24 protein-coding genes are annotated in these 22,123 nt (G+C 70.0%); 13 read left to right on the top strand and 11 right to left on the bottom strand.

The genetic code is table 11. The features are described from left to right. Nucleotides 1-58 precede the first annotated feature (58 nt). From hutU to hutI, 4 genes are read left to right on the top strand one after another with little or no spacing between them, the layout of a single operon-like run. The gene (gene hutU, locus ACXJLU_RS12800; RefSeq protein WP_457331444.1) at nt 59-1,774 is read left to right on the top strand and encodes a urocanate hydratase; all 1,716 of its coding nucleotides are present in this window, start codon (nt 59-61) and stop codon (nt 1,772-1,774) included. Next, nucleotides 1,774-2,364: a HutD/Ves family protein gene (locus ACXJLU_RS12795; RefSeq protein WP_457331403.1), complete on the top strand. Its 591-nt coding sequence runs from the start codon at nt 1,774-1,776 to the stop codon at nt 2,362-2,364. The genes hutU and ACXJLU_RS12795 overlap by 1 nt, the downstream gene beginning before the upstream one ends. After that, the gene (locus tag ACXJLU_RS12790; RefSeq protein WP_457331401.1) at nt 2,361-3,746 is read left to right on the top strand and encodes a formimidoylglutamate deiminase; all 1,386 of its coding nucleotides are present in this window, start codon (nt 2,361-2,363) and stop codon (nt 3,744-3,746) included. Before ACXJLU_RS12795 ends, ACXJLU_RS12790 begins: the two co-directional genes overlap by 4 nt. Next, nucleotides 3,743-4,966 carry an imidazolonepropionase gene (hutI, locus tag ACXJLU_RS12785; protein ID WP_457331399.1) on the top strand — a complete coding sequence of 408 codons (1,224 nt, stop codon included), beginning with the start codon at nt 3,743-3,745 and terminating at the stop codon, nt 4,964-4,966. Before ACXJLU_RS12790 ends, hutI begins: the two co-directional genes overlap by 4 nt. Here hutI and hutG read toward each other — a convergent pair. After that, on the bottom strand, nt 4,913-5,719 hold the full coding sequence (hutG, locus tag ACXJLU_RS12780; protein ID WP_457331397.1) for an N-formylglutamate deformylase: 807 nt from the start codon (nt 5,717-5,719) through the stop codon (nt 4,913-4,915). The two genes, hutI and hutG, sit on opposite strands and share 54 nt — an antisense overlap. 99 nt (nt 5,720-5,818) lie before the next feature. Between hutG and ACXJLU_RS12775 the strand changes: the two genes are divergently transcribed. Genes ACXJLU_RS12775 through ACXJLU_RS12765 form a run of 3 tightly spaced genes read left to right on the top strand, consistent with a single transcriptional unit; the run spans nt 5,819 to nt 8,339 of the window. After that, the gene (locus tag ACXJLU_RS12775) at nt 5,819-6,769 is read left to right on the top strand and encodes an ABC transporter substrate-binding protein (RefSeq protein ID WP_457331395.1); all 951 of its coding nucleotides are present in this window, start codon (nt 5,819-5,821) and stop codon (nt 6,767-6,769) included. After that, entirely contained in the window at nt 6,766-7,539 is a 774-nt protein-coding gene (locus ACXJLU_RS12770) for an ABC transporter permease (protein ID WP_457331393.1), read from the top strand. The genes ACXJLU_RS12775 and ACXJLU_RS12770 overlap by 4 nt, the downstream gene beginning before the upstream one ends. Next, on the top strand, nt 7,536-8,339 hold the full coding sequence (locus tag ACXJLU_RS12765; protein ID WP_457331442.1) for an ABC transporter ATP-binding protein: 804 nt from the start codon (nt 7,536-7,538) through the stop codon (nt 8,337-8,339). Before ACXJLU_RS12770 ends, ACXJLU_RS12765 begins: the two co-directional genes overlap by 4 nt. Here ACXJLU_RS12765 and ACXJLU_RS12760 read toward each other — a convergent pair. From ACXJLU_RS12760 to hutH, 3 genes are all read right to left on the bottom strand, one after another. Beyond that, nucleotides 8,323-9,609, bottom strand: a complete 1,287-nt coding sequence (locus ACXJLU_RS12760) for a type II toxin-antitoxin system HipA family toxin (protein WP_457331391.1) — start codon at nt 9,607-9,609, stop codon at nt 8,323-8,325. The genes ACXJLU_RS12765 and ACXJLU_RS12760 overlap by 17 nt on opposite strands. Beyond that, nucleotides 9,599-9,949, bottom strand: a complete 351-nt coding sequence (locus ACXJLU_RS12755) for a hypothetical protein (protein ID WP_457331389.1) — start codon at nt 9,947-9,949, stop codon at nt 9,599-9,601. The genes ACXJLU_RS12760 and ACXJLU_RS12755 overlap by 11 nt, the downstream gene beginning before the upstream one ends. A gap of 160 nt (nt 9,950-10,109) precedes the next feature. Next, the gene (gene hutH, locus ACXJLU_RS12750; protein ID WP_457331387.1) at nt 10,110-11,618 is read right to left on the bottom strand and encodes a histidine ammonia-lyase; all 1,509 of its coding nucleotides are present in this window, start codon (nt 11,616-11,618) and stop codon (nt 10,110-10,112) included. A gap of 75 nt (nt 11,619-11,693) precedes the next feature. Here hutH and hutC point away from each other — a divergent pair, with 75 nt between their 5' ends. From hutC to ACXJLU_RS12735, 3 genes are read left to right on the top strand one after another with little or no spacing between them, the layout of a single operon-like run. Then, nucleotides 11,694-12,416 (top strand): histidine utilization transcriptional repressor HutC, encoded by a 723-nt coding sequence (gene hutC / locus ACXJLU_RS12745; RefSeq protein ID WP_457331385.1) that lies wholly within the window; start codon nt 11,694-11,696, stop codon nt 12,414-12,416. A 56-nt stretch (nt 12,417-12,472) separates the two neighbouring features. After that, on the top strand, nt 12,473-13,246 hold the full coding sequence (locus tag ACXJLU_RS12740) for a UPF0149 family protein (RefSeq protein ID WP_457331383.1): 774 nt from the start codon (nt 12,473-12,475) through the stop codon (nt 13,244-13,246). Between the two features lie 10 nt (nt 13,247-13,256). Continuing rightward, nucleotides 13,257-14,024 (top strand): metallophosphoesterase, encoded by a 768-nt coding sequence (locus tag ACXJLU_RS12735; protein ID WP_457331381.1) that lies wholly within the window; start codon nt 13,257-13,259, stop codon nt 14,022-14,024. Nucleotides 14,025-14,059: 35 nt separating this feature from the next. Here ACXJLU_RS12735 and ACXJLU_RS12730 read toward each other — a convergent pair whose 3' ends face one another. The 3 genes from ACXJLU_RS12730 to ACXJLU_RS12720 all read right to left on the bottom strand — a co-directional run bounded on the left by ACXJLU_RS12730 (nt 14,060) and on the right by ACXJLU_RS12720 (nt 15,998). Beyond that, nucleotides 14,060-14,647 carry a hypothetical protein gene (locus ACXJLU_RS12730; RefSeq protein ID WP_457331379.1) on the bottom strand — a complete coding sequence of 196 codons (588 nt, stop codon included), beginning with the start codon at nt 14,645-14,647 and terminating at the stop codon, nt 14,060-14,062. Between the two features lie 110 nt (nt 14,648-14,757). Further along, complete coding sequence (locus tag ACXJLU_RS12725) at nt 14,758-14,973, bottom strand: hypothetical protein (RefSeq protein ID WP_457331377.1); 216 nt, start codon at nt 14,971-14,973, stop codon at nt 14,758-14,760. 104 nt (nt 14,974-15,077) lie between these two features. Continuing rightward, nucleotides 15,078-15,998, bottom strand: coding sequence for a LysR family transcriptional regulator ArgP (locus ACXJLU_RS12720; RefSeq protein WP_457331375.1), 921 nt, complete (start codon nt 15,996-15,998; stop codon nt 15,078-15,080). 110 nt (nt 15,999-16,108) lie between these two features. On the opposite strand from ACXJLU_RS12720, the gene ACXJLU_RS12715 reads away from it, so the two are divergent. Together ACXJLU_RS12715 and ACXJLU_RS12710 are read left to right on the top strand one after the other, a co-directional pair. Continuing rightward, the gene (locus tag ACXJLU_RS12715) at nt 16,109-16,732 is read left to right on the top strand and encodes a LysE/ArgO family amino acid transporter (RefSeq protein ID WP_457331373.1); all 624 of its coding nucleotides are present in this window, start codon (nt 16,109-16,111) and stop codon (nt 16,730-16,732) included. A 10-nt stretch (nt 16,733-16,742) separates the two neighbouring features. Then, a complete protein-coding gene (locus ACXJLU_RS12710) occupies nt 16,743-18,050 on the top strand; it encodes a D-amino acid dehydrogenase (RefSeq protein ID WP_457331371.1) in 1,308 nt (435 codons plus the stop codon). Nucleotides 18,051-18,057: 7 nt separating this feature from the next. Here the strand turns inward: ACXJLU_RS12710 and ACXJLU_RS12705 are convergent, their stop codons facing one another. The 3 genes from ACXJLU_RS12705 to ACXJLU_RS12695 form a co-directional block, all read right to left on the bottom strand. Next, nucleotides 18,058-18,552 carry a tetratricopeptide repeat protein gene (locus ACXJLU_RS12705; protein ID WP_457331369.1) on the bottom strand — a complete coding sequence of 165 codons (495 nt, stop codon included), beginning with the start codon at nt 18,550-18,552 and terminating at the stop codon, nt 18,058-18,060. Nucleotides 18,553-18,661: 109 nt separating this feature from the next. Continuing rightward, nucleotides 18,662-19,393, bottom strand: a complete 732-nt coding sequence (locus tag ACXJLU_RS12700) for an anti-sigma factor (protein ID WP_457331367.1) — start codon at nt 19,391-19,393, stop codon at nt 18,662-18,664. Next, a complete protein-coding gene (locus ACXJLU_RS12695) occupies nt 19,390-19,977 on the bottom strand; it encodes a sigma-70 family RNA polymerase sigma factor (protein ID WP_457331365.1) in 588 nt (195 codons plus the stop codon). The genes ACXJLU_RS12700 and ACXJLU_RS12695 overlap by 4 nt, the downstream gene beginning before the upstream one ends. Nucleotides 19,978-20,033: 56 nt before the next feature. On the opposite strand from ACXJLU_RS12695, the gene ACXJLU_RS12690 reads away from it, so the two are divergent. Continuing rightward, entirely contained in the window at nt 20,034-21,341 is a 1,308-nt protein-coding gene (locus ACXJLU_RS12690; protein ID WP_457331363.1) for an Hsp70 family protein, read from the top strand. On the opposite strand, the gene ACXJLU_RS12685 is transcribed toward ACXJLU_RS12690, so the two are convergent. Beyond that, entirely contained in the window at nt 21,338-22,072 is a 735-nt protein-coding gene (locus ACXJLU_RS12685; RefSeq protein ID WP_457331361.1) for a YecA/YgfB family protein, read from the bottom strand. The two genes, ACXJLU_RS12690 and ACXJLU_RS12685, sit on opposite strands and share 4 nt — an antisense overlap. Nucleotides 22,073-22,123 lie beyond the last annotated feature (51 nt).

Genomic DNA, 22,123 nt, shown 5'->3' with positions numbered 1-22,123 from the left:
TGGTCTAGACCACTTCCAGGAACCCCCACGAAGGCCGCCGATGAACTCCACCACCGACATGAAGACCGTGGCCCACGCCGCGGCACAGGCCGCGCGCTCGGCCCCCGGCCGCGTCGTGCGGGCCCCGCGCGGCAGCACGCTGAGCTGCAAGTCGTGGCTCACCGAAGCGGCCTTCCGGATGATCCAGAACAACCTCGACCCGGAAGTGGCCGAGCGCCCCGAGGAGCTGGTGGTCTACGGCGGCATCGGCCGGGCGGCGCGCGACTGGGCCTGCTTCGACCAGATCCTCGCGTCGCTGCGCGAGCTGGAAGACGACGAATCGCTGCTGATCCAGTCCGGCAAGCCGGTCGGCGTGTTCAAGACGCATCCGGATGCGCCGCGGGTGCTGCTGGCCAATTCCAACCTGGTGCCGAAGTGGGCCACCTGGGAGCACTTCAACGAGCTCGATCGCCAGGGCCTCTTCATGTACGGCCAGATGACCGCTGGCTCGTGGATCTACATCGGCACGCAGGGCATCGTGCAGGGCACCTACGAAACCTTCGCCGAAGCCGGCCGCCAGCACTTCGGCGGCACGCTGGCCGGGCGCTGGGTGCTGACGGCCGGCCTCGGCGGCATGGGCGGCGCGCAGCCGCTGGCCGCGAGCTTCGCCGGTGCGGTGTCGCTGAACATCGAATGCCAGCAGAGCAGCATCGACTTCCGCCTGCGCACCCGCTACCTCGACAAGCAGGCCAAGGACCTGGACGACGCGCTCGCGCTGATCCAGCACCACACCGCGCAGCGCGAGGCGGTGTCGATCGGCCTGCTCGGCAATGCCGCCGAGCTGCTGCCCGAGCTGGTGCGGCGCGCAAAGGCCGGCGGCATCCGCCCCGACATCGTCACCGACCAGACCTCGGCGCACGACCTGATCAACGGCTACCTGCCGACCGGCTGGAGCGTGGCGCAATGGCGCGATGCGCAGCGCGACCCGCACCAGCACGATCGCCTGAAGCAGGCGGCCGCCGAGTCGTGCGCGGTTCACGTGCAGGCGATGCTCGACTTCCATGCGATGGGCGTGGCCACCGTCGACTACGGCAACAACATCCGCCAGGTCGCGTTCGACCAGGGCGTCAAGAACGCGTTCGACTTCCCCGGCTTCGTGCCCGCCTACATCCGCCCGCTGTTCTGCGAAGGCAAGGGCCCGTTCCGCTGGGTCGCGCTGTCGGGCGACCCGGACGACATCCGCAAGACCGACGCGAAGATCAAGCAACTGTTCCCGCACAACGCCCACGTGCACCGCTGGCTCGACATGGCCGCCGAGCGCATCGCGTTCCAGGGCCTGCCGGCGCGCATCTGCTGGCTGGGCCTGGGCGAGCGGCACGTTGCCGGCCTGGCGTTCAACGAGATGGTGCGCAGCGGCGAGCTGAAGGCGCCGATCGTGATCGGCCGCGACCACCTCGACACCGGTTCGGTCGCGAGCCCGAACCGCGAGACCGAGGGCATGAAGGATGGCACCGATGCGGTGTCCGACTGGCCGCTGCTGAACGCGCTGCTGAATGCGTCGGGCGGCGCGACCTGGGTCTCGCTGCACCACGGCGGCGGCGTCGGCATGGGCTATTCGCAGCACGCCGGCATGGTGATCGTCGCCGATGGCACCGACGCGGCCGCGAAGCGGCTGGCGCGCGTGCTGGTCAACGACGCCGGCTCGGGCGTGATGCGCCATGCCGATGCTGGCTACGAGCTCGCGGTGCAGACGGCGCAGGCCCAGCACCTGAAGCTGCCGATGGTCGGGTGCTGATGGGGCGGCCCCTGATGGGCGGGCGCAGCGAGACGCTGGACCTGCAGTCGCTGCCGGCCGTCGCCTGGCGCAACGGCGCCGGGGTGACGCGCGAACTCGCGGTGCATCCCCGCGAGGCCGCGACCGATTTCGATTGGCGCCTCAGCGTCGCCGAGGTCGAGCGCGATGCGCCGTTCTCGGCCTTCCCCGGCATCGACCGTTGCATCGTGCTGCTGCGCGGTGCCGGGATGCGGCTGCACTCGGCCGACGGCCGGCTCGACGAGCGGCTTGACCGCGCGCACCGGCCCTTCCATTTCTCCGGCGATGACGCGCTGAGCGCCACGCTGTTCGACGGACCGTGCCGCGACTTCAACGTGATGGTGCGCCGCAACCGCTGGCGCGCCGACGTGCGCGCGCTGCACGGCGCCACGCGCACCGAACCGGCGGCAGCGGGGCTGCTGCTCGCGAGCCTCGGTCGCTGGTCCGACGGCGCGCGTGGACTCGGCCCGCTGCAGGCCTGGCTGTGGCGCGACGGCATGCCGGCACTGCAACTCGAATGCACCGGCGACGCGCCGCGTGCGCTGCTCGTGCAGTTGGAGCCCGCCGCATGAGCGCTGCCACGACCCCGACCGGATCGCTGTTCGCCCGCCACGCGCTGCTGCCGCAAGGCTGGGCCGACGACGTGCTGCTGCAGTGGGACGACGCCGGCACGCTCACCTGCGTCGAGGCCGGCCTGCCGGCGCCGACTGGCACCGAGCGCGTCGACGGCGTGTTGCTGCCCGGACTGCCGAACCTGCATTCACACGCCTTTCAGCGCGCCTTCGCTGGGCTGACCGAACACCGCAGCGCCGAGCAGGACAGCTTCTGGAGCTGGCGCGCGCTGATGTACGACTTCGCCCAGGCGCTGACCCCCGATGCGCTGCAGGCCATCGCGACGCAGCTCTACATCGAGATGCTGCAGGCCGGCTACACCGCAGTCTGCGAGTTCCACTACGTGCACCACCAGCCCGACGGGCGCGTGCATGCCGATGCGGCCGAGATGTCGCTGCGGCTGGTCGCTGCCGCACGCGAGGCCGGCATCGGCCTGACGATGCTGCCGGTGCTGTACCAGGCGAGCGGCTTCGGCGGCAAGCCGGCGCTGGCCGAGCAACGCCGCTTCCTGAACAGCGTCGACGGCCTGCTGTCGCTGATCGGCCGGCTGCGCCACGACGGCGTGCGCGTCGGCGCGGCGCCGCATTCGCTGCGCGCGGTGCCGCCCGAGGCGCTGCGCGACCTGCTCGGCGGGCTGCATGGCGCCGACGCCAGCGCGCCGGTGCACATCCACGTCGCCGAGCAGCAGCGCGAGGTCGACGATTGCCTCGCGTGGAGCGGCCAGCGGCCGGTGCAATGGCTGCTGGAAAACGCCGCGGTCGACGCACGCTGGTGCCTGGTGCATGCGACGCACCTCGATGCGTCCGAGCGGCGCGCGCTCGCCCGCAGCGGCGCGGTCGCCGGCCTGTGCCCGAGCACGGAGGCCAACCTCGGCGACGGCGTGTTCGATGCCGAGGCCTTCGTCGCCGACGGCGGCCACTGGGGCATCGGCTCCGACAGCCACGCGTGCGTCAATGCGGCCGAGGAACTGCGGCTGCTCGAATACGGCCAGCGGCTGACGAAGCAGCGCCGCAACGTGCTCGCGAGCGCCGCGCACCCGCAGGTGGCCGATGCGATGTGGCTGTCGGCGGTGGCTGGCGGCGCGCGCGCGAGCGGACGCTCGATCGCCGGGCTGCGCGTCGGCCAGCAGGCCGATCTGGTGCGCCTGGCCTCGTTCGACGACGTGGGCCTCAGCCCATCGCAACGCCTCGCCGGCCATGTGTTCGCGACGCATGGCGCCCGCACGGTGCGCGACGTGTGGGTGGCCGGTCAGCGCCGCGTGCGCGACGGCGTGCACGCGGCCGCCGAGCGCGCCGCGCCGGCCTTCATCGCCGCGCGCACCCACCTGCTGGAGCACCGATGACCGACCTGCTGCTGACCAACGCGCGCATCGTCGACGGGCGGGACGACGCCTGCACGCCATCGGCGCCCGGCTTCGTCGCGATCGCGAACGGCCGCATCGAGCGCGTCGGGCCGATGTCCGCGCTGCCGGCCGGCCTGCAGCCGCGCGCCGAGCACGACGCCGGCGGCGCGCTGCTGACCCCTGGCCTGATCGACTGCCACACGCACCTGGTCTACGCCGGCGACCGCGCGCGCGAGTTCGAGCTGCGCCTGCAAGGCGCGAGCTACGAAGAGATCGCGCGCGCCGGTGGCGGCATCCGCTCGACCGTGCGGCAGACGCGCGACGCGACGCCCGAGGCGCTGTTCGACGCCTCGGCCCGCCGGCTGCGCGAGCTGATGCGCCACGGCGTCACCACCGTCGAGATCAAGTCCGGCTACGGCCTGTCGCTCGATGCCGAGCGCAAGTGCCTGCAGGTGGCGCGCCGGCTCGGCGAGCGCTTCCCGATCGACGTGCGCACCACCTTGCTGGCCGCCCATGCCGTGCCGCCGGAGTTCGAGGGCCGCGCCGACGCCTGGATCGACGAGATCGTCGGGCACCTGCTGCCCGCGATCGCGCGCGACGGCCTGGCCGATGCGGTCGATGCGTTCTGCGAAACGATCGGCTTCACACCCGCCCAGACGCAGCGCGTGTTCGAGGCGGCGCAGCGCCATCGCCTGCCGGTCAAGCTGCATGCCGAGCAGCTGTCGAACCAGCACGGCGCCACGCTGGCGGCCGATTTCGGCGCGCTGTCGGCCGATCACCTGGAGCATGTCGACGAGGCGGGCGTCATCGCGATGGCGCGCGCCGGCACCGTGGCGGTGATGCTGCCGGGCGCGTACTACTTCCTGCGCGACACGGTGGCGCCGCCGATCGCGCTGTTCCGCCGGCACCGCGTGCCGATGGCCGTCGCGACCGACTGCAACCCGGGCACCAGCCCCGGCACGCACCTGCCGCTGATGATGAACATGGCCTGCACGCTGTTCCGCATGACGCCGGCCGAGGCGCTGCTCGGCGTCACGCGCCACGCGGCGCAGGCGCTGGGCCTCGCATCGACGCACGGCTGCATCGAGGTCGGCAAGCAGGCCGACCTGTGCCTGTGGGACGTCGACCACCCGGCCGCGTTGAGCTATGCGATCGGTGCGAGCCCGCTACGCGCGTGCTTCCACCGCGGCATCGAGCGCCGCCTGCAGCATCCGCTGTAGCAGCGGCCGCACGCGGGCCGCGAGGTCGGGCCGGAAGCCGAACGGCGCCGGCTCGTCCATGTAGGTGCCGTGGCACATCTCCATCTGCAGCGCATGCACGCCGCGCGCCGGCTCGCCGTAGTGGCGCGTGATGTAGCCGCCCTTGAAGCGGCCGTTGCTGACCTGGGTGTAGTCGCGCTGGCTGCCGAGCACCGCTTCGACCGCCGCCTGCACGCGCGGCGCGCAGGCACGCCCCTGGTCGGTGCCGAGGTTCAGGTCGGGCAGCTTGCCGTCGAAGAAGCGCGGCAGCACGCTAGCGATCGAGTGCGCGTCCCACAGCACGGCCACGCCGTGCAGGTCGCGCAAGCGCTCCAATTCGCCGCGCAAGGCCACGTGGTACGGGCGCCAGAAGCGCTCGCGGCGCGCCTCGACCTCGGCGGCATCGGGCGCCTGCCCCGCGAGGTACAGCGGCTGCTTGCGGAAGGTGTCCTGCGGCACCAGGCCGGTCGTGTCCTGGCCGGGGTAGAGGTTGGTGTCTTCAGGCGGCCGGTTCAGGTCGATCACGTAGCGCGACATCTGCGGCACCAGCGTGCTCGCGCCCATCTGCGCGACGAAGTCGTAGAGCTGCGGCAGGTGCCAGTCGGTGTCGGCGCGCAGCAGCGCGTCGGGGGTCATGCGGGCCTCGATGTCCGGCGGGATGCCGGTGCCCGCGTGCGGGAACGAGACGAGCAGCGGGAGGCGGCCCCGCGTCAGTGCGTGCGTGCTTGCATCCATGCGTGAAAGTGGCCTAGACAACCGAGGCGCCAAGTGTAGACTGCCCGGCACAGGGCTTGCATCATGCCCGGCACCTTCCCCCTTCCCGCAGGAGTTGTGATGAATTCAGTGCGTGCCCTGGTCGGTCTGATGGTCGCTGTGTTGGTGTTGCCCGCCGTGGCGCAGGAGACTCCCGTCGCGATCGCGATCTCCGGCTGGACCGGCTTCGCGCCGCTGACGCTTGCGAAGGAGGCCGGCATCTACAAGAAGCACGGCCTGGACGTGTCGATCAAGAAGATCCCGCAGAAAGACCGCCACCTCGCCATTGCATCGGGCGACGTGCAGTGCGCGGCCACCACGGTCGAGACCTGGGTGGTGTGGAATGCCAACGGCGTCGCCACGACGCAGATCTTCCAGCTCGACAAGAGCTTCGGCGCCGACGGCATGGTGGTGCGCAACAGCATCGCCAAGATCTCCGACCTGAAGGGCAAGACGGTCGCCGCGTCGGCACCGGGCACCGCGCCGTACTTCGGCCTCGCGTGGATGCTGAAGAAGAACGGCCTGTCGGTGAAGGACGTGAAGGTCGTCACGCTCGAACCGCAGGCCGCCGCGAATGCCTTCGTCGCGAACGCCGGCGACCTCGACGCGGCGATGACCTACGAGCCCTACCTGTCGACGGTGCGGGCCAAGCCCGAGGCCGGCAAGATCATCGCGACCACGCTCGACTACCCGATGGTGATGGACACCTTCGGCTGCACGCCGAAGTTCCTGAAGGAGAACCCGAAAGCCGCGAAGGCGCTGGCCGACAGCTACTTCGATGCGCTGGAGATGATCCGCGCCGAACCGAAGAAGTCGTTCGAGATCATGGGCGCCGACGTGAAGCAGAGCGGCGAGGCCTTCGAGAAATCGCAGGCCTACCTGCGCTGGCAGGACCGCGCGGCGAACCAGCGCTTCTTCACCAGCGTGCTGCAGCCGTTCAGCAAGGAAGCGGCCGAGCTGCTGCTGGAGATCGGCAGCATCAAGCAGATCCCCGACCTGAAGGCGCTGTCGGACACCAGCTTCATCCAGTGAAGCCGCTGCATCCCGTCGAACCCGGGACGCGCATCGCGCTCGGGGCCGCGTTCTTCGTGCTGTTCGTCGCCGGCTGGGCGTTCGCCACGCTGGGCGGCTTCGTCTCGAAGACCTTCCTGGCCGACCCGCTGACGATGGTGCGTTCCGGCTGGGAGCTGCTCGCGCAGCAGGGCTTCGCGCACGACATCGGCATGACGATGTGGCGCGTGCTCGGCGGCTTCGTCATCGCGGCCGTGCTCGCATTGCCGCTGGGTGTCGCGATGGGCGCGTACAAGCCGGTCGAGGCGTTCTTCGAGCCCTTCGTGTCGTTCGCGCGCTACCTGCCGGCATCGGCCTTCATCCCGCTGCTGATCCTGTGGGCCGGCATCGGCGAGGCACAGAAGCTCTCGGTGATCTTCCTCGGCTCGTTCTTCCAGCTGGTGCTGATGATCGCGGTGAGCGTCGGCAACACGCGGCGCGACCTGGTGGAGGCCGCCTACACGCTGGGCGCGCGCGACTGGGGCATCGTGCGCCGCGTGCTGATCCCGGCCGCCGCGCCGCAGGTGGCCGAGACGCTGCGCCTGGTGCTCGGCTGGGCCTGGACCTACGTGATCGTCGCCGAGCTGATCGGTGCGTCGAGCGGCATCGGCCACATGATCACCGACAGCCAGGCGCTGCTGGCGACCGACCAGATCATCTTCGGCATCATCACGATCGGCGTGATCGGGCTGGTGTCCGACCTCGGGTTCAAGCGCCTGAACCGCCGCCTCTTCCGGTGGGCTGCGCTGTGAGCCGGCTGTCGATCCTTGGCGTGGGCCGCAGCTTCGCCGGCGTGCATGGCAGCCCCCCGACGCTCGCGCTGCAACCGACCGACCTGGAGGTCGCCGACAACGACTTCATCACCGTGCTGGGCCCGTCGGGCTGCGGCAAGTCGACGCTGCTGCGCAGCGTGGCCGGGCTGGACGAGCCGAGCACCGGCCAAGTGCTGCTCGACGGCGAGTCGGTGCGCGGCCCGGGCGCCGACCGCGGCATGGTGTTCCAGAGCTACACGCTGTTCCCGTGGCTGACGGTGCGGCAGAACATCTGCTTCGGGCTGCGCGAGAAGGGCTTGCCCGAGGCGCAGCAGCGCGAGATCGCGCAGCGCTTCATTTCGGAAGTCGGGCTGGCGGGCTTCGAGTCGCACTACCCGAAGCAGCTGTCGGGCGGCATGCAGCAGCGCGTCGCGCTGGCGCGGGCGCTGGCGAACGACCCGAAGATCCTGCTGCTCGACGAACCATTCGGCGCGCTCGACCACCAGACGCGCGCGCTGATGCAGGAGCTGCTGCTGTCGATCTGGGAGCTGCACCGCAAGACGGTGCTGTTCGTCACGCACGACATCGACGAGGCGATCTTCATGGGCAACCGCTGCGCGGTGTTCAGCGCGCGGCCGGGCCGCATCAAGACCGAGCTGGCGATCGATTTGCCCTACCCGCGCCACTACACGGTGAAGACGACGCCGCGGTTCTCGGAGTTGAAGGCGCGGCTGACCGAGGACATCCGGGCCGAGAGCATCAAGGCGGCCGGGATGGCCGAGGTCACGGGCCGGGCGTGAGGCGCTGCTGCAGGCCGGCGATGCGTGTCGCTTCGGTCAGCGGCACGCCGGCTTGCTGCGCGCAGGCCGGCCAGCGCGCGAAGACATCCGCCAGCCGGTCGATGTGGTGAGCGGGCTGCCGGATCCCGAACTGGTCGCCCACCTGCACGAGGTCTGCACGCGTGATGCCTTCGCCCTTGCCCGCGACCAGCATCTGGTGCTGGCGCGTCCATTTGCCCGGTGCCGGGTTGTGCGCGAAGCAGAGGTCGTAGGCGGGTGCCAGCGACCATGTGCCGGACTCGTCCATCAGGAACGCGAGGTTCTTCGTGTGGTCGTCGCAGTTCCTCGCCATCACATTGAAGACGCATCGCAGCCACGCCTGCTCCATCGCCGCGGCGCCGAGGTTCATCGACAGGATCGTGCGGAAGAACTGCTCGTAGCCGTGCACGTAGGGCGTGTTGAAGTCCAGGTGCTGCAGGCCGCACAGCGAATGCACATGCAGCTTGCGGTTGCCCACGCGGTCGAAGCGGCGGGTCATGAAGTGCGCCCGCCCACCTTCTTCCAGCAGACGGCATTCGCTCATCTCGATGCCGCACGCGATGGCCATCAGGTAGTGGGCGTATTCGATGCGCCCGAAGCCCGCCGCGGCGCCGAGCTGGCCGTCGTCGCCGACCCCGTCGAACTTCAGCAGCCAGTGCTCATACCCGGCCGGCAGCTCGAACTGCCCCGACACGATGCTGTTGCTCTCGGCATTCCAGCCGATCACGGCCTTGGCGCGGGCACCGCCCGCGGAGCTGCCGACGTCGATGATGTCTTGCGCGACCTCGGAGAACTCACCACGCAAGGCCCGCCGCGCGTCCTCGACGAGGCTCGCCATCTGCAACGGGGCCGCGGCCTGCGCCGAGTCGCGGTCACGCACGGCCGGCTCGAACTCCAGCGCGCCCATCGCACGGCGACCCACGTACACGAGGCGCTGCAAGCTCGTGATGCCTGAGGGCGCGATGCCGCGCCGCGTCAGGTATTCGTTGATGAGCGCGTTGCCGAAGCGGTCCGGCAGCGCGTCGGCCAGCAGCCCGGGCAACCCGAAGTAGGTGTCCTGCGGGAGCCCGGGAAAGCTGTAGCGCCGGCGTGGACTGAGCGGCATCTGCAGCGGCGACAGCTCGAGGCCTGAACGGGCGAAATCCGCGCTGTACTGGAATTCGAAGAAGCCGGGCTTGCCGCGCAGCGCCGCCACCGCGCCGACCTGTTGCCCCCACAGCCGGACCTCGACGACATGGAGGTCACTGGCCATGCTTCACCCCGAGGCTGGCGCTGGCGCGCCGCGGCGCGCGCTGGCGGACCGGCTTGGCCTGTTCGGCTTCGAGCAGGTCCAGCGGGCCCGGCCCTTCGGGGGTGGGAACCAGCTCTCCCAACCGGTCGAGGAGTCCCATCGCTCGCATCAGCGCGATCAGGTTGCGCAAGGTGATGCCACCGGTCTTCTCGAATCGCTTCAGCGGCGTCAGCCCCATGCCGCTGCGTTGCGACAGTTCGTCGAGCGTCATGCCGGCGGCATCGGGATCGAGGCGCCACGCGCGGAGCTGCTGCGCAAGCTGCAGCGCGACTTCCTCGTTGGTCAGGTGATCCAGGCTCATGGTGATCTCTTGCGATAAGAGTCTAAAGGTAGCCTGCTAACGGCCCATTGAACCGACAACAGCCTAACATTAGGCTATCACAGTGGTGACGCCGGAGTCGATGGCCCATCAGACCAACTTTAGATCCATAAGCACAGAAAAGCTCGATAGCAGACTATTTTTAGCCCTTTATCGACCCGGCATGCTCCAGCATGTCGATCGCCGCCTCGATGTCCGGCGCCATCAGCCGGTCCTCCTTCAGGAACGGCACCCGCTCGCGCAGCCGCGCATGCAGGCACTCCAGCGCCGGCGACGAGCGCAGCGGCCGGTGGAAATCGAGTGCCTGGGCCGAGGCCAGCCACTCGATCGCGACGATGCCGGCCGTGTTGTCCAGCATCTGGTGCAGGCGGCGCGCGGCGTAGGTCGCCATCGACACGTGGTCTTCCTGGTTCGCCGACGTCGGCAGCGAATCGACGCTGGCCGGATGCGCGAGCGACTTGTTCTCGGAGGCGAGCGCCGCCGCCGTCACCTGCGCGATCATGAAGCCGGAGTTGAGCCCGCCGTTCTCCACCAGGAAGGCCGGCAGCCCCGAGATGCCCGGGTCCATCAGCATCGCGGTGCGCCGTTCCGACAACGCGCCGATCTCGGCGATCGCCAGCGCCAGGTTGTCGGCCGCGAAGGCCACCGGCTCCGCATGGAAGTTGCCGCCGGACAGTGCTTCCAGCGTGTCGGCGAACACCAGCGGGTTGTCGGAAACGCCGTTCGCCTCGGTCAGCAGCACGTTCCACGCATGCTGCATCTGGTCGAGGCAGGCGCCCATCACCTGCGGCTGGCAGCGCAGGCAGTACGGGTCCTGCACCTTGTCGCAATCGAGGTGCGACTGGCGCAGCGCGCTGCCGGCCAGCCAGCTGCGGAAACTCGCCGCCACCTTGCGCTGGCCCGGCTGGCCGCGCACCTTGTGGATGCGGTCGTCGAACGGCGTGTCGGCACCCTTGGCCGCATCGACCGTCATCGCGCCGATGCCGATCGCCGCGTCGAAGATGCGCTCGAGCCGCTGCACCGCGACCAGCGCGAGCGCGGTCGAGGCCTGCGTGCCGTTCAGCAGCGCCAGGCCCTCCTTCGGGCCGAGCACCAGCGGCTCGATGCCGGCGTGTGCGAGCGCCTGCAAGGCCGGCACGCGCTTGCCGTCAACGAAGGCCTCGCCGACGCCGATCAGCACGCCGCTCAGGTGGGCCAACGGCGCCAGGTCGCCCGACGCGCCGACCGAGCCCTTCTCGGGCACCACCGGCAGCACGTCGGCCGCCAGCAGCGCGAGCAGCGCATCGATCACCTGCGGCCGCACGCCCGACACGCCATGCGCGAGGCTGGCTGCCTTCAGCAGCAGCATCAGCCGCACCACCGGTGGCGCCATCGGCTGGCCGATGCCGGCGCTGTGCGACAGCACCAGGTTCTTCTGCAGCTGGGCCAGCTGGTCATCGGGGATGCGCGTCTGCGCGAGCTTGCCGAAGCCGGTGTTGATGCCGTAGACCGGCTCGTGGCGCGACATCAGCGTGGCCACCGCCTGCACGCTCGCCTCGATGCCGGCCCGGGCCGACGGCGCGATCGTGAAGCGGGCCCTGCCGGCGGACGCATCGAGCAGCATCGCCTTGTCGAGCTGGCCGGGGGTGATCAGGTGCGCAGGCGTCGTCATGGGGGTCCTCGCAGGCCGCGGCAACGCGCCGCAAAGTGGTCTAGACAACTTTAGCACAGGGGTAAGATCGGCCCCATGAAATCCGGCGACAAGACGCTGCCCTACGAAGCAGTCAAGCATTCGATCCGACACCGCATCGCCGAGGGCGGCTGGCAACCGGGCGTGAAGCTGCCCTCGGAGCGCGAGCTGGTGCAGGAGTTCGGCTGCGCCCGCATGACGGTGCACCGCGCGCTGCGCGAACTCGAGGACGAAGGGTTGATCGAACGCCGCCAGGGCTCGGGCTCGTACGTGGCCGAGCTGCACCCGATCTCCAACCTGCTGCAGGTGCGCGACATCCACGACGAGATCGTTGAGCGCGGCCACCGCCACACCACGCGGGTGTGCGGCGTCGAGCGCGTGAAGGCGAGCGCCGAGATCGCCACCGCGATGCGGCTGCGCAAGGGTGCCGCGGTGATCCGCTGCCGGCTGGTGCACCTGGAGAACGGCGTGCCGATCCAATACGAAGACCGGCATGTGAACCCCGCCCTCGCGCCCGACCTGTTGGCACAGGACTTCACGCAGGTCACGCCGTCGCACGTGCTGTTCGAGCATGCGCCGCTGACCGAAGCCGAGCAGGTGGTCGAGGCGGTGCTCGCGACCGACGAGCAGGCGCGGCTGCTCGACGTGGCGCCGGGCAGCGCGCTGCTGCAGGTGTCGCGCCGCACGCTGTCGCAGGGCGTCGTCGCATCGGTGGCGCGGCTGGTGCACCCGGGCGCGCGCTACCGGCTGATCGGCAGTTTCTCGGCGGGCGCCTCCTGATCGGGCGCTGATCCGGACGACAATCCCGACTCGATCGTTTGTTCAAGAGACCCGCCATGCCCGCTCCCACCGCCCTGCCCGCTTCGCTGCCGCCCGCCCACGACCTGACCGATGCCGAGTTCGCCGAACTCGACGACCTGCTGGCGGCCACGCCCGAGCCCTTGCAGCCGGTCGACGCGGTGATGCTCGACGGCTTCCTGTGCGGCGTGCTGGTGCAGCCGGTGCTGCTGGAGCCGGCGACCTGGCTGCCGCATGTGTTCGACTTCGACGGCCAGCCGCTGCCCGACGACGTCGACGCCGCCTGGCTGGAGCGCACCAGCGCGCTGGTGCTGCGCCGCTATGCCGCGCTGAACCGCGCGATCGTCGAGGACGGCTGGTTCAACCCGCTGGTGCTGGAGTTCGACGACGAGCACCCGCCGGCCCCGCTGGCCGAAGGCGAGGTCGACCCGATGGAAGGGCTGGCCGAGGTGTCGCATCCGCTGATGCCGTGGGTCGCCGGCTTCCAGCATGCTGCCATCTGCTTCCCTGATCTGATGGAGCTGCCGCAGGACGAGGTGATGACCGCGCTGGCGCGGCTGTACCGCCACCTGCCGGCCGAGACCGACGAAGAGCGCGAGGTCGTCGCGACGCTCGACCGCGAGTACCCGCTGTCGACGCTGGACGACGCGATCGAGGAGATGGTCACGACCGTCGCCGAGCTGTCGGACCTGACGCGCGACGCGCGCTACAAGGTCGACACGGTCAAGCGCGAGACGCCCAAGGTCGGCCGCAACGACCCGTGCCCCTGCGGCAGCGGGAAGAAGTTCAAGCAATGCCACGGAGCCACTTGAGCCAGAGCCGGTGAAGTTCCAGCTTCTGTCCGACCTGCACCAGGAAACCGAGACCTTCACGCCCGAGCCGGCGCCCGGCGCCGAATTGCTGGTGCTCGCCGGCGACATCGACAGCACCTGGAAGGCGCTCGACGCGTTCCGCGGCTGGCCGGTGCCGATCGTCTTCGTCGCCGGCAACCATGAGTTCGACGGCCGCGAGCTGAACGACACCTGGCCGGCGCTGCGCGCGCGCTGCGAAGCGCTCGGCTTCACGATGCTGGAGCGCGAGACCTGCGTGCGCACCGGCGCCGACGGCCGGCGCATCCGCTTCGTCGGCACGGTGCGCTGGTGCGATTTCGACCTGTTCGGCGCAGCGCAGCGCGAGAAATCGATGCGCGCCGGCTCGTACTTCATGAAGGTGCAGCGCTCGACGCTGAACGGCGAGGTCTTCGCCGCGCCACAAGTCCGCGAGGAAGCGCTCGCCTGCCGCGCCTGGCTGGCCGCGGCGCTCGCCGAGCCAACCGATGCCGACGCGACCGTCGTCATCACGCATTTCGGCCCCAGCCTGCGCAGCGCCGATCCGCGCTACGGCAGCCAAGCCGGCACCGCGAGCTTCTGCAATGCCGACGACGACCTGCTGCCGCACGCCGACCTGTGGATCCACGGGCACGTGCACTGCCGGCACGACTACGAGGTGGCGCATGCGGGCGGCGTCACGCGCGTCGCCTGCAACGCGCGCGGGCACACGAAGCGCGGCGAGAGCGCCGGCTATGACGGCCTGCGGGTGATCGACGTTTGATCTGACGACGCGCTCGAGGCCGCCCGAGCAAGGCCTCAATCCGTCTTGATGCCGAACCCGGCAAGCCTTCTCAAGAAAAGGCTTGCAGCAGCGAACCGCTTGTGCGGGTCCGTTGTCATGAGAATTGCGTCGATCTCCGTCTCAACGCAGTCCTTGAGTACCGCTGGGATAGCGGGACTGTTCAGTATCTCTGCAGCGATGTCCGTGAAGGGCTTCGAATGTTCTGGGGCCGCTGAGAAATCGCTCGCCGACCATCTCTTGATGGCGCTTGGAAACTTGCACATGGCGGACTTCAACGCGGGGTCTTGATCGAGAATTTGCTCAATCTCTCCCGCCGTTTCCATGTCAATGCAGAAGTCCTGGATGAATTTGGGCTTGCTTGCGAACCCGACGATGTCGTTCCGTAATTCTTTCGGAAGAGATGGCGTCATTTCCGCCAGGACCAGTGCAAGGACCTTTCGATCGTCCCAAGTCCATGGGAGATCGAAAGGATTCACCCCGACTCCCTTTGCGCTCGATCGCTGCTGCCCGATCCGGGACTGCAAGTCGGGCTCATTCTCTCTGGGCGTGTCTTTCTTGAAGAATCGTTTGACTATCTTGCCAAGTTGTTTGCGGGGATCCATTGCTGCGGCTTGGGAAGTGGAAGGGCGCCATTGAGTGGCTCGCTTCAACAACACGGTTCCGCACCCTTCGGAGTAAATCCGGGCAACAAACGGTCAGGGCCAATGCAAGTTCATCGGCCGCGGGACGTGATGCGGCTCATCCACTGCAGCGGTGCCGGCGCGGTGGCGCCCGGCAAGAACGCATCGAGCTCGCTGTCGCGCGGCGGTGACAGGCTCATGTCCAGCCCGAACGCCGTGCCGTAGTCGGCTGCCTCGGGTTCCACCTGGCGCGGCGCGCGGCGCGTGGCCAGCGACGCCAGCCAGGACCATCCGGATGCCAGGTTCATGATGTCGCTCCACGAGTGCTTGTGACAATCAGTGTCGGATGCGACAGGCTGGTGCTGAAGCCCGAAATGAGGCACCGGGACAGTGCAGTTCGTGCCGCCGTGGTTCAAGTCACATCCAGCGCGCTGCGCGCGCCGGCCAGCAGCGCGTCGCCGACGCGGTCGAGCAGGCCGACACGCGCCGACGGCGCCGCGCCGTCCGGCCCGAGCTTCCACTGGTGCCAATACAGCCGCACCGGCAAACGGTCGCCAGGCCGCACCGCCACCAGCGCGCCGCTGTCGAGCAGCGGGCGCGCCTGCAGCTCCGGCACCACGCCGATCCCCCAGCCCATCGCCGCGGCCCGCACATAGGCCTCGGACGACGGCACATAGCGCTCGCTCAACCGAGGTTCGCGCACGCCGAAGGCCTTCGACACCCACTGCTGCTGCATGTCGTCCTTGCGGTTGAAGATCAGGAACGGCACCTGCGCGAAGTTCGCCCGCGTCAGCCCCTGCGGCAGCGTCTCGGCGATGAAACCGGGGCTCGCGACCGCGGTGTAGTGCATCGCGCCCAGCGGCACGACGCGGCAGCCGCGCAGCGCCTCGCTGACGCTGGTCACGCAGCCGAGCACCGCGCCCTGGCGCAGCCAGTCGTGCGTGAAGTCCTGGTCGTCGACGACCAGTTCCAGCGACAGGCCCTCGTGCACCAGCGCGTCGAGCGCCGGCAACACCCAGGTCGCGAGGCTGTCGGCGTTCACCGCGATCGGCAGGCGCTGGTCGGAGGCCGGTGCCTCGCCCAGTTCGTGCGCCAGGTCGGCGCGCATCGCCTGCAACTGCCGGGCAAAGCGCAACAGCAGCTTGCCGGGCTCGGTCAGGCGCAGCGGGCGCGAGCGCACCACCAGCGGCTGGCCGACCTGCAGCTCCAGCGTGCGCAGCCGTTGCGAGACGGCCGATTGCGTGATCGACAGGCGCTGTGCGGCGCGTTCGAAGCTCGTGGCATCGGCCAGCGCGGCCAGCGCATCGAGCGCGGCGGGGTCGAGGTCTTTCATAAGCAGTCCTAATGCAAGCCGAGAAATATGAATCCTTCTTCATCTCTGCGCAAGCCTTGCCGACAATCCGACGGCCGCTTCTTGCCCCTTCCCCGCCCTTCGCCAACCTGATGACCCCCGACCTCTCCGCCGCATTCGCCCAAGGCTGGTTGATGACCGCCGGCCTGATCGTCGCGATCGGCGCGCAGAACGCGCTGGTGCTGCGCCAGGGGCTGGCGCGGACGCATGTCGGCCCGGTGGTCGCGCTGTGCACCGCGTCGGACTGGCTGCTGATCCTGCTCGGCGTGTTCGGGCTCGGTGCCGCGGTGCAGTCGATGCCGCTGCTGCTGCAGGTGCTGCGCTACGGTGGTGCGGCCTTCCTGTTCCTGTACGGCCTGCGCTCGGCGCGCCAGGCTTGGCGCGGCGTCGATGCCGGCCTGCAGGCCCGCGCCGGTGCCAGTGGCCTGGGCGCCACGATGGCCACCGCGCTGGCGATGACCTACCTGAACCCGCACGTCTACCTCGATACGGTGCTGCTGCTGGGCACGGTCGGTGCACAGCAGCCGGGCGACGGCCGCTTCGCTTTCGCGGTCGGTGCGGGTCTTGCGTCGCTGATGTGGTTCGTGACGCTCGGCTATGGTGCCGCAGCGGCCTCGCGCTGGCTGCAGCGCCCGGTGGTGTGGCGGGCGATCGATGCCAGCGTCGCGGTGGTGATGTTCTGCGTGGCGGCCCAGCTGTTGTGGCGCCCGATCTGAAGGAGCTTCAATGAAAGTCGTCGTGTTGGGAGCCGGCATCATCGGCGTGAGCACCGCCTGGTACCTGCTGGAGCAGGGCCACGAGGTCACGGTGGTCGATCGCCAGAAAGATGCGGCGCTGGAAACCAGCTTCGCCAACGGCGCGCAGATCTCGGTCAGCTTCTGCGAGCCGTGGGCCAATGCCGGCGCGCCGCTGAAGGTGCTGAAGTGGCTGGCGCGCGACGACGCGCCGCTGCTGTTCCGACCCAAGCTCGACCCGCACCAGTGGCGCTGGGGCCTGAGCTTCCTGCTGCAATGCAACGACGCCGCGTTCGAGCGCAACGTCGCGCAACTGGTGGCGCTGGGCCGCTACAGCCATGACTCGCTGAAGGCGCTGGTCGCGCAGACCGGCATCGAGTACGACCGCCTTGAGCGCGGCATCCTGCACTTCTTCGCGACGCAGAAGGAGTTCGACGAAGGCGCGGCCGGTGCCGAGCTGATGCGCCACCACGGCGTCGACCGCCGCGTGCTGTCGCGCGACGAGGTGCTGAAGGTCGAGCCGGCGCTGCAGGGCTTCGCGAACGGCATCGCCGGCGGCACCTTCACACCCAGCGACGAATCGGGCGATGCGCGGGTCTTCACGCAGCAGCTCGCGCTGCGCTGCCAGCAACGCGGCGCCACGTTCCTGTACGAGCACGACATCGACGGCATCGACGCGGCGGGCGGTGCGGTGCAGTCGGTGCAGCTGCGCCACCTGCCAACCGGCGAGCGCAGCGTGTTGAAGGCCGACACCTTCGTCGCCGCGATGGGCAGCTTCACCGCGCCGCTGCTGCGGCCGCTCGGCATCTACCTGAACATCTACCCGGCCAAGGGCTACTCGGCGACGCTGAAGCTGAAGCGGCCGGAAGCCGCCAGCGTCGCGAGCCTGCTCGACGACTCGCGCAAGATCGCGATCAGCCGGCTCGGTGATCACGTGCGCATCGCCGGCACGGCCGAGATGGCCGGCTACGACACCAGCCTCGACGGCGCGACCTCGCGCGTGCGTTGCCAGGCGCTGATCGACCGCTACGAAGAGATCTTCCCGGGCGTCGCCGACACCAGCGAGCCGAACTTCTGGACCGGCCTGCGGCCCAGCACGCCGACCAACGTGCCCTACATCGGGCGCAGCAAGCTGTCGAACCTGTGGCTCAACGCCGGCCACGGCACGCTGGGCTGGACGCACGGCGCCGGATCGGGCCGCGCGCTCGCCGAGTTGATGAGCGGCGTGCGGCCGGCGCTGGACTTCGGGTTCTGCGGCGAGGTGCCGCAGGCAGGGGCCACGCGGATGGTGGCCGCCTGATCCTGTCTTACCAGTTCGAGGCGACGTACTTGTTGCCCGCGGCCTTGTAGCGCTCGATCGCCTTCTTCAGCTCGACCGTCTCGTCGCAGCTCGCGCCGCAGACCTTGTTCAGCGACGCGAGGCGCTGCTCGGCGTTCGGCAGGTCGCCCTTCATCAGGAACAGCTCGCCGGAGTATTCGAGCGTGCCCTTGTGCTTCGGGTCGATGCGCAGCGCGGTGTCGTAGAACTTCTCCGAGGCGGCCAGGTCGGGCGTCTTCGCCTTGCGCAGGCTGTAGCCCATCAGATTGTTCCAGTCGGCGCTGCCGGTGTCGTTGACCTTCTTCAGCTCGTCGATGGCGCCGGACCAGTTCTTCGCGGCGATCTGCGCGCGCGCGGCGCCCAGCTTGTCGGCGGCGGCTGCGGCCGGGGTCGGCGCCGGCGGCGCGCTGTCGGCAGCGAAGGCGCTGCCCAGGGCCAGGGCGAGCGTCGAGAGGGTCAGCAGGCGGGCGAATGTCGTGTTCATGATCGTCAGGTCCTTCGAGGGGTGGGTTGGCAGACACCATCGTCGGTGTCTTGCTGGCACTTACGGAGCGGGATGCGCCGACGGACGCATCCGCGATTGAAAGAAATTGCTACCAGAGCTTCACGCACGGGCCGATCAGCACGAACGGTCCCGACGGCGCAGCACCGGCCAGCGCCGGCGCCGCCTCCAGGCTGACCGCGAGCCGTGTCACGTTGAAGAAGAGCTTCTCGGAGCTGTCGGCCAACGCCAGTACCCCGCTGCCATGGTCGGGCACGACGCCGACCGGGAACGGCGCGCTGCCGTCGCGCGGCAGTGCCCACAGCTGCGCGACGCGACCGGCCGGCACCACCACCGGCTGCAGCAGCTTCACGCTGAGCTGGCGGCCGTGGCGCAGCGAACTCGCGAGCACGGCCGGACGGCCTTCGGTGTCGCTGAGCAGGCCGACATAGCTTTGCGGCAGCGCCTCGGACGGCGGCTGCAGCCCGATCAGCTCCGGCTGCAGCCGCAGCACCGCCAGGCACAGCAGCACGCCGGCCAGCGCGCCGCCGAGCGAGCGCGCGGACAGCAGGCCAGCGAGCCAGGCACCGAAGCCAGGCGCCTTGCCGGACGCCGCCGGGAACAGCCGGCGCTCGAGCCCTTGCCACGTCGCCTCGCGCGGCTGCAGCGGCGGCACGCTGGCCGCCAGCACCGAGAAGCGCCGTTGCCACGCACCGACCGCGAGCGAGGCCGCGGGGCTGTTGCGCAGCACGCGCTCGAAGCGGCGCCGCGCGCCGCCGGTCAGCGTGCCCAGCACGTATTCGCGCGCCAGCCGGTCCAGGCGCTCGGGTTGCAGGTAGTTCATGCGCCCACCCCCGCCGCGCTGAGGCAATCCTTCAGCTTGTCGAGGCCGCGCCGCACCCAGGCCTTCGCGGTGCCGACCGGCGCGTTCAACGCCAGCGCGATGTCGGTGTGCACCATGCCGCGGTAGTACGCGAGCGCCAGCGCCTGCCGCTGCGAGGCGTTCAGCGCCGCCATGCAGCCGTCGATGCGCGCCTTGGTCAGCCCGTCGTCGAGCAGCCGCTGCGGCTCCAGCGCCGGGTCGCCGGCGACGGCCATCGCTTCGTCGTCGAGCGCGACCGTCGAAGCCCGCTCGGTCTTGCCGGAGCGCAGCGTGTCGATCGCCTTGTTGCGCACGATGTTGATCAGCCAGGTCATCGGGGCCGCCACGTCGGGCCGGTAGCTCGCGGCGTTGTGCCAGACATTCATGAACGCCTCCTGGAGCACCTCTTCGGCGCGGCCCCTGTCGTTCAAGATACGGAACGCGACGCCCAACAGATGCGCGCAGGTGGCGCGGTACAGCGGCTCGAACGCAGCCCGCTCGCGCAGCGCGATGCGCGCCAGCAGCGTGGCCAGGTCGGGAGGTGGGGGACTGCTCGTCGGGTTCATCGCGCGGCAGTGTGCCCTACAATCCGCGCCCCCCATCCGTTGCGACCCCCGCCGCCATGATGTATTGCGCCATCGATTTCGGCACGTCCAACTCGGCCATCGCGATTCCCGATGGATTGGCCGCCGGACAGCCCACCAGCGCGATGCGCCTGGTCGAGCTCGAGCCCGGCCAGCGCACGATGCCGACCGCCGTCTTCTACTTCGTCGAAGGCGCCGAGACCAACGGCCCGCCGCGGGCGTTCGGCCGCGCGGCGCTGGCCGCCTACGTCGACGGACTCGACGGCCGGCTGATGCGCTCGATGAAGAGCATCCTCGGCAGCAGCCTGGCCGACCAGACCACCGACGTCGGCGGCGGGCGCGGCGTCAAGTACGTCGACATCATCGCCGGCTACCTGAAGCACCTGAAGACGCTGGCCGAGACCCAGGCGCAGTCACCGATCCACCGCGCGGTGCTGGGCCGGCCGGTGTTCTTCGTCGACGACGACCCGGTGCGCGACGCGCAGGCGCAGGCCACGCTGGCCGAGGCCGCCGCGATGGTCGGCTTCGACGAGGTGCACTTCCAGTACGAGCCGATCGCCGCAGCCTTCGACTTCGAGAGCGGCATCGACCGCGAGCAGCTGGTGCTGGTGGCCGACATCGGCGGCGGCACCTCGGACTTCTCGCTGGTGCGCGTCGGCCCCGAGCGCGCGCCGCGGCTGGAGCGCAAGGACGACATCCTCGCCAACCACGGCGTGCACATCGCCGGCACCGACTTCGACCGCCGCGTCGAGCTGGCCAGCATCCTGCGCGAGTTCGGCTACGGCGCGATGGGCCCGAGCAGCGGCGGTGCGCCGGCGCGCGAGGTGCCCACCGGCGTCTACTTCGACCTCGCGACCTGGCACCTGATCAACTCGGTCTACAGCCCGCAGCGGGTGGCCGAGCTGCGCAGCATGCGTGGCTTCTACGGCAACCCGCTGCACCACCAGCGGCTGATGACGGTGGTGACCGAGCGGCTGGGGCACGAGCTGGCGTCGCGCGCCGAGGCCGCGAAGATCAGCGTCGCCGAGGGTGGCGACACCACCATCGACCTGTCGCACGTCGAGCGGCGGCTGGAGGTGCTGCTGACCGAGCGCGAGGCGGTGCAGGCGATCGAGGGCGACATCGCGCGCATCGTCGGCGCGGCGCGCGAGACGGTGCGGCAGGCGGGGCTGCGGCCGGAGCAGGTCGACGCGCTGTACTTCACCGGCGGCTCGACCGGCCTGCGGCTGCTGGCCCAGCAGATCGCGGCGGAGTTTCCGCAGGCGCGCGCGGTGCGCGGCGACCGGTTCGCCAGCGTGGCGACCGGGCTCGGGCTGCACGCGCGCCGCTGGTTCGGAAGAAGCTAACGCCGCGGGCGGTGCGGGGGCCGCTGCGGCGAGCGGGGCGCGGGCTGCGGCTGCAGCGGCCGCCCGACGTCGGCCAGCAGCAGCGTCGCGCGCACCAGCCCTTCGACGGCCTCGCTCAGGTCGGCCGGCGGCTCCAGCGATTCGATCTCTTCGAGCAGGTCGTCGGCATCCTCCAGGTCCTCGGGATCGAGGTGGCGGTACAGCAGCGCGAGCGGCTCGGTCAGCGCCTGCGCGTCGCCGTTCATCAGCTCCGGAAAGGCCTCCATCGCGGTCGCGAAGCCGGCCACCCACGGCAGCACCGCCTCGATGCTCGCGTCGTCTTCGTCCGATCCATCATCCAGTTCGAACACCCACGGATCGAACCACTGGCGGCGCGTGATCGCATCGTTCAGCTCGGCATGGCGGCGTTGCGCCAGCTCGTGCAGGCGGCGGGCGTCGAAGTTCGCTGGCGGCGGGCGCCCGTCGACATCGGTCAGCAGCGGCAGCCAGCGCTGCGCCGGCACCCGCACCGGCTGCACCAGCACGCCGCACAGGAAGCCGTCGACCATGCTGGCGTCCAGCGGATCGAGCGGCGCCGGCACCGCGTCGAGGCGGGCCTGCAGCTCGTCGATCTCCGACTCGGTCAACGGCGTGGTGGGCGCATGCGTGCGCGCGGGCGGACGGCGGTGGGAAGGCGGGTGCATCGGCGGATTGTCGCGCTGCGCGGTGTGACCGTCGCGCCACAGCTTCATTCGGGATGCGAACGCATGAAATTGCATGCGAACTTTTGGCCGAACTTCGGT

Source organism: Rhizobacter sp. P5_C2, from assembly GCF_054049715.1.
The sequence above is the reverse complement of the archived record's forward strand: the minus strand, read 5'-3'. Positions and strand labels throughout refer to the sequence as shown.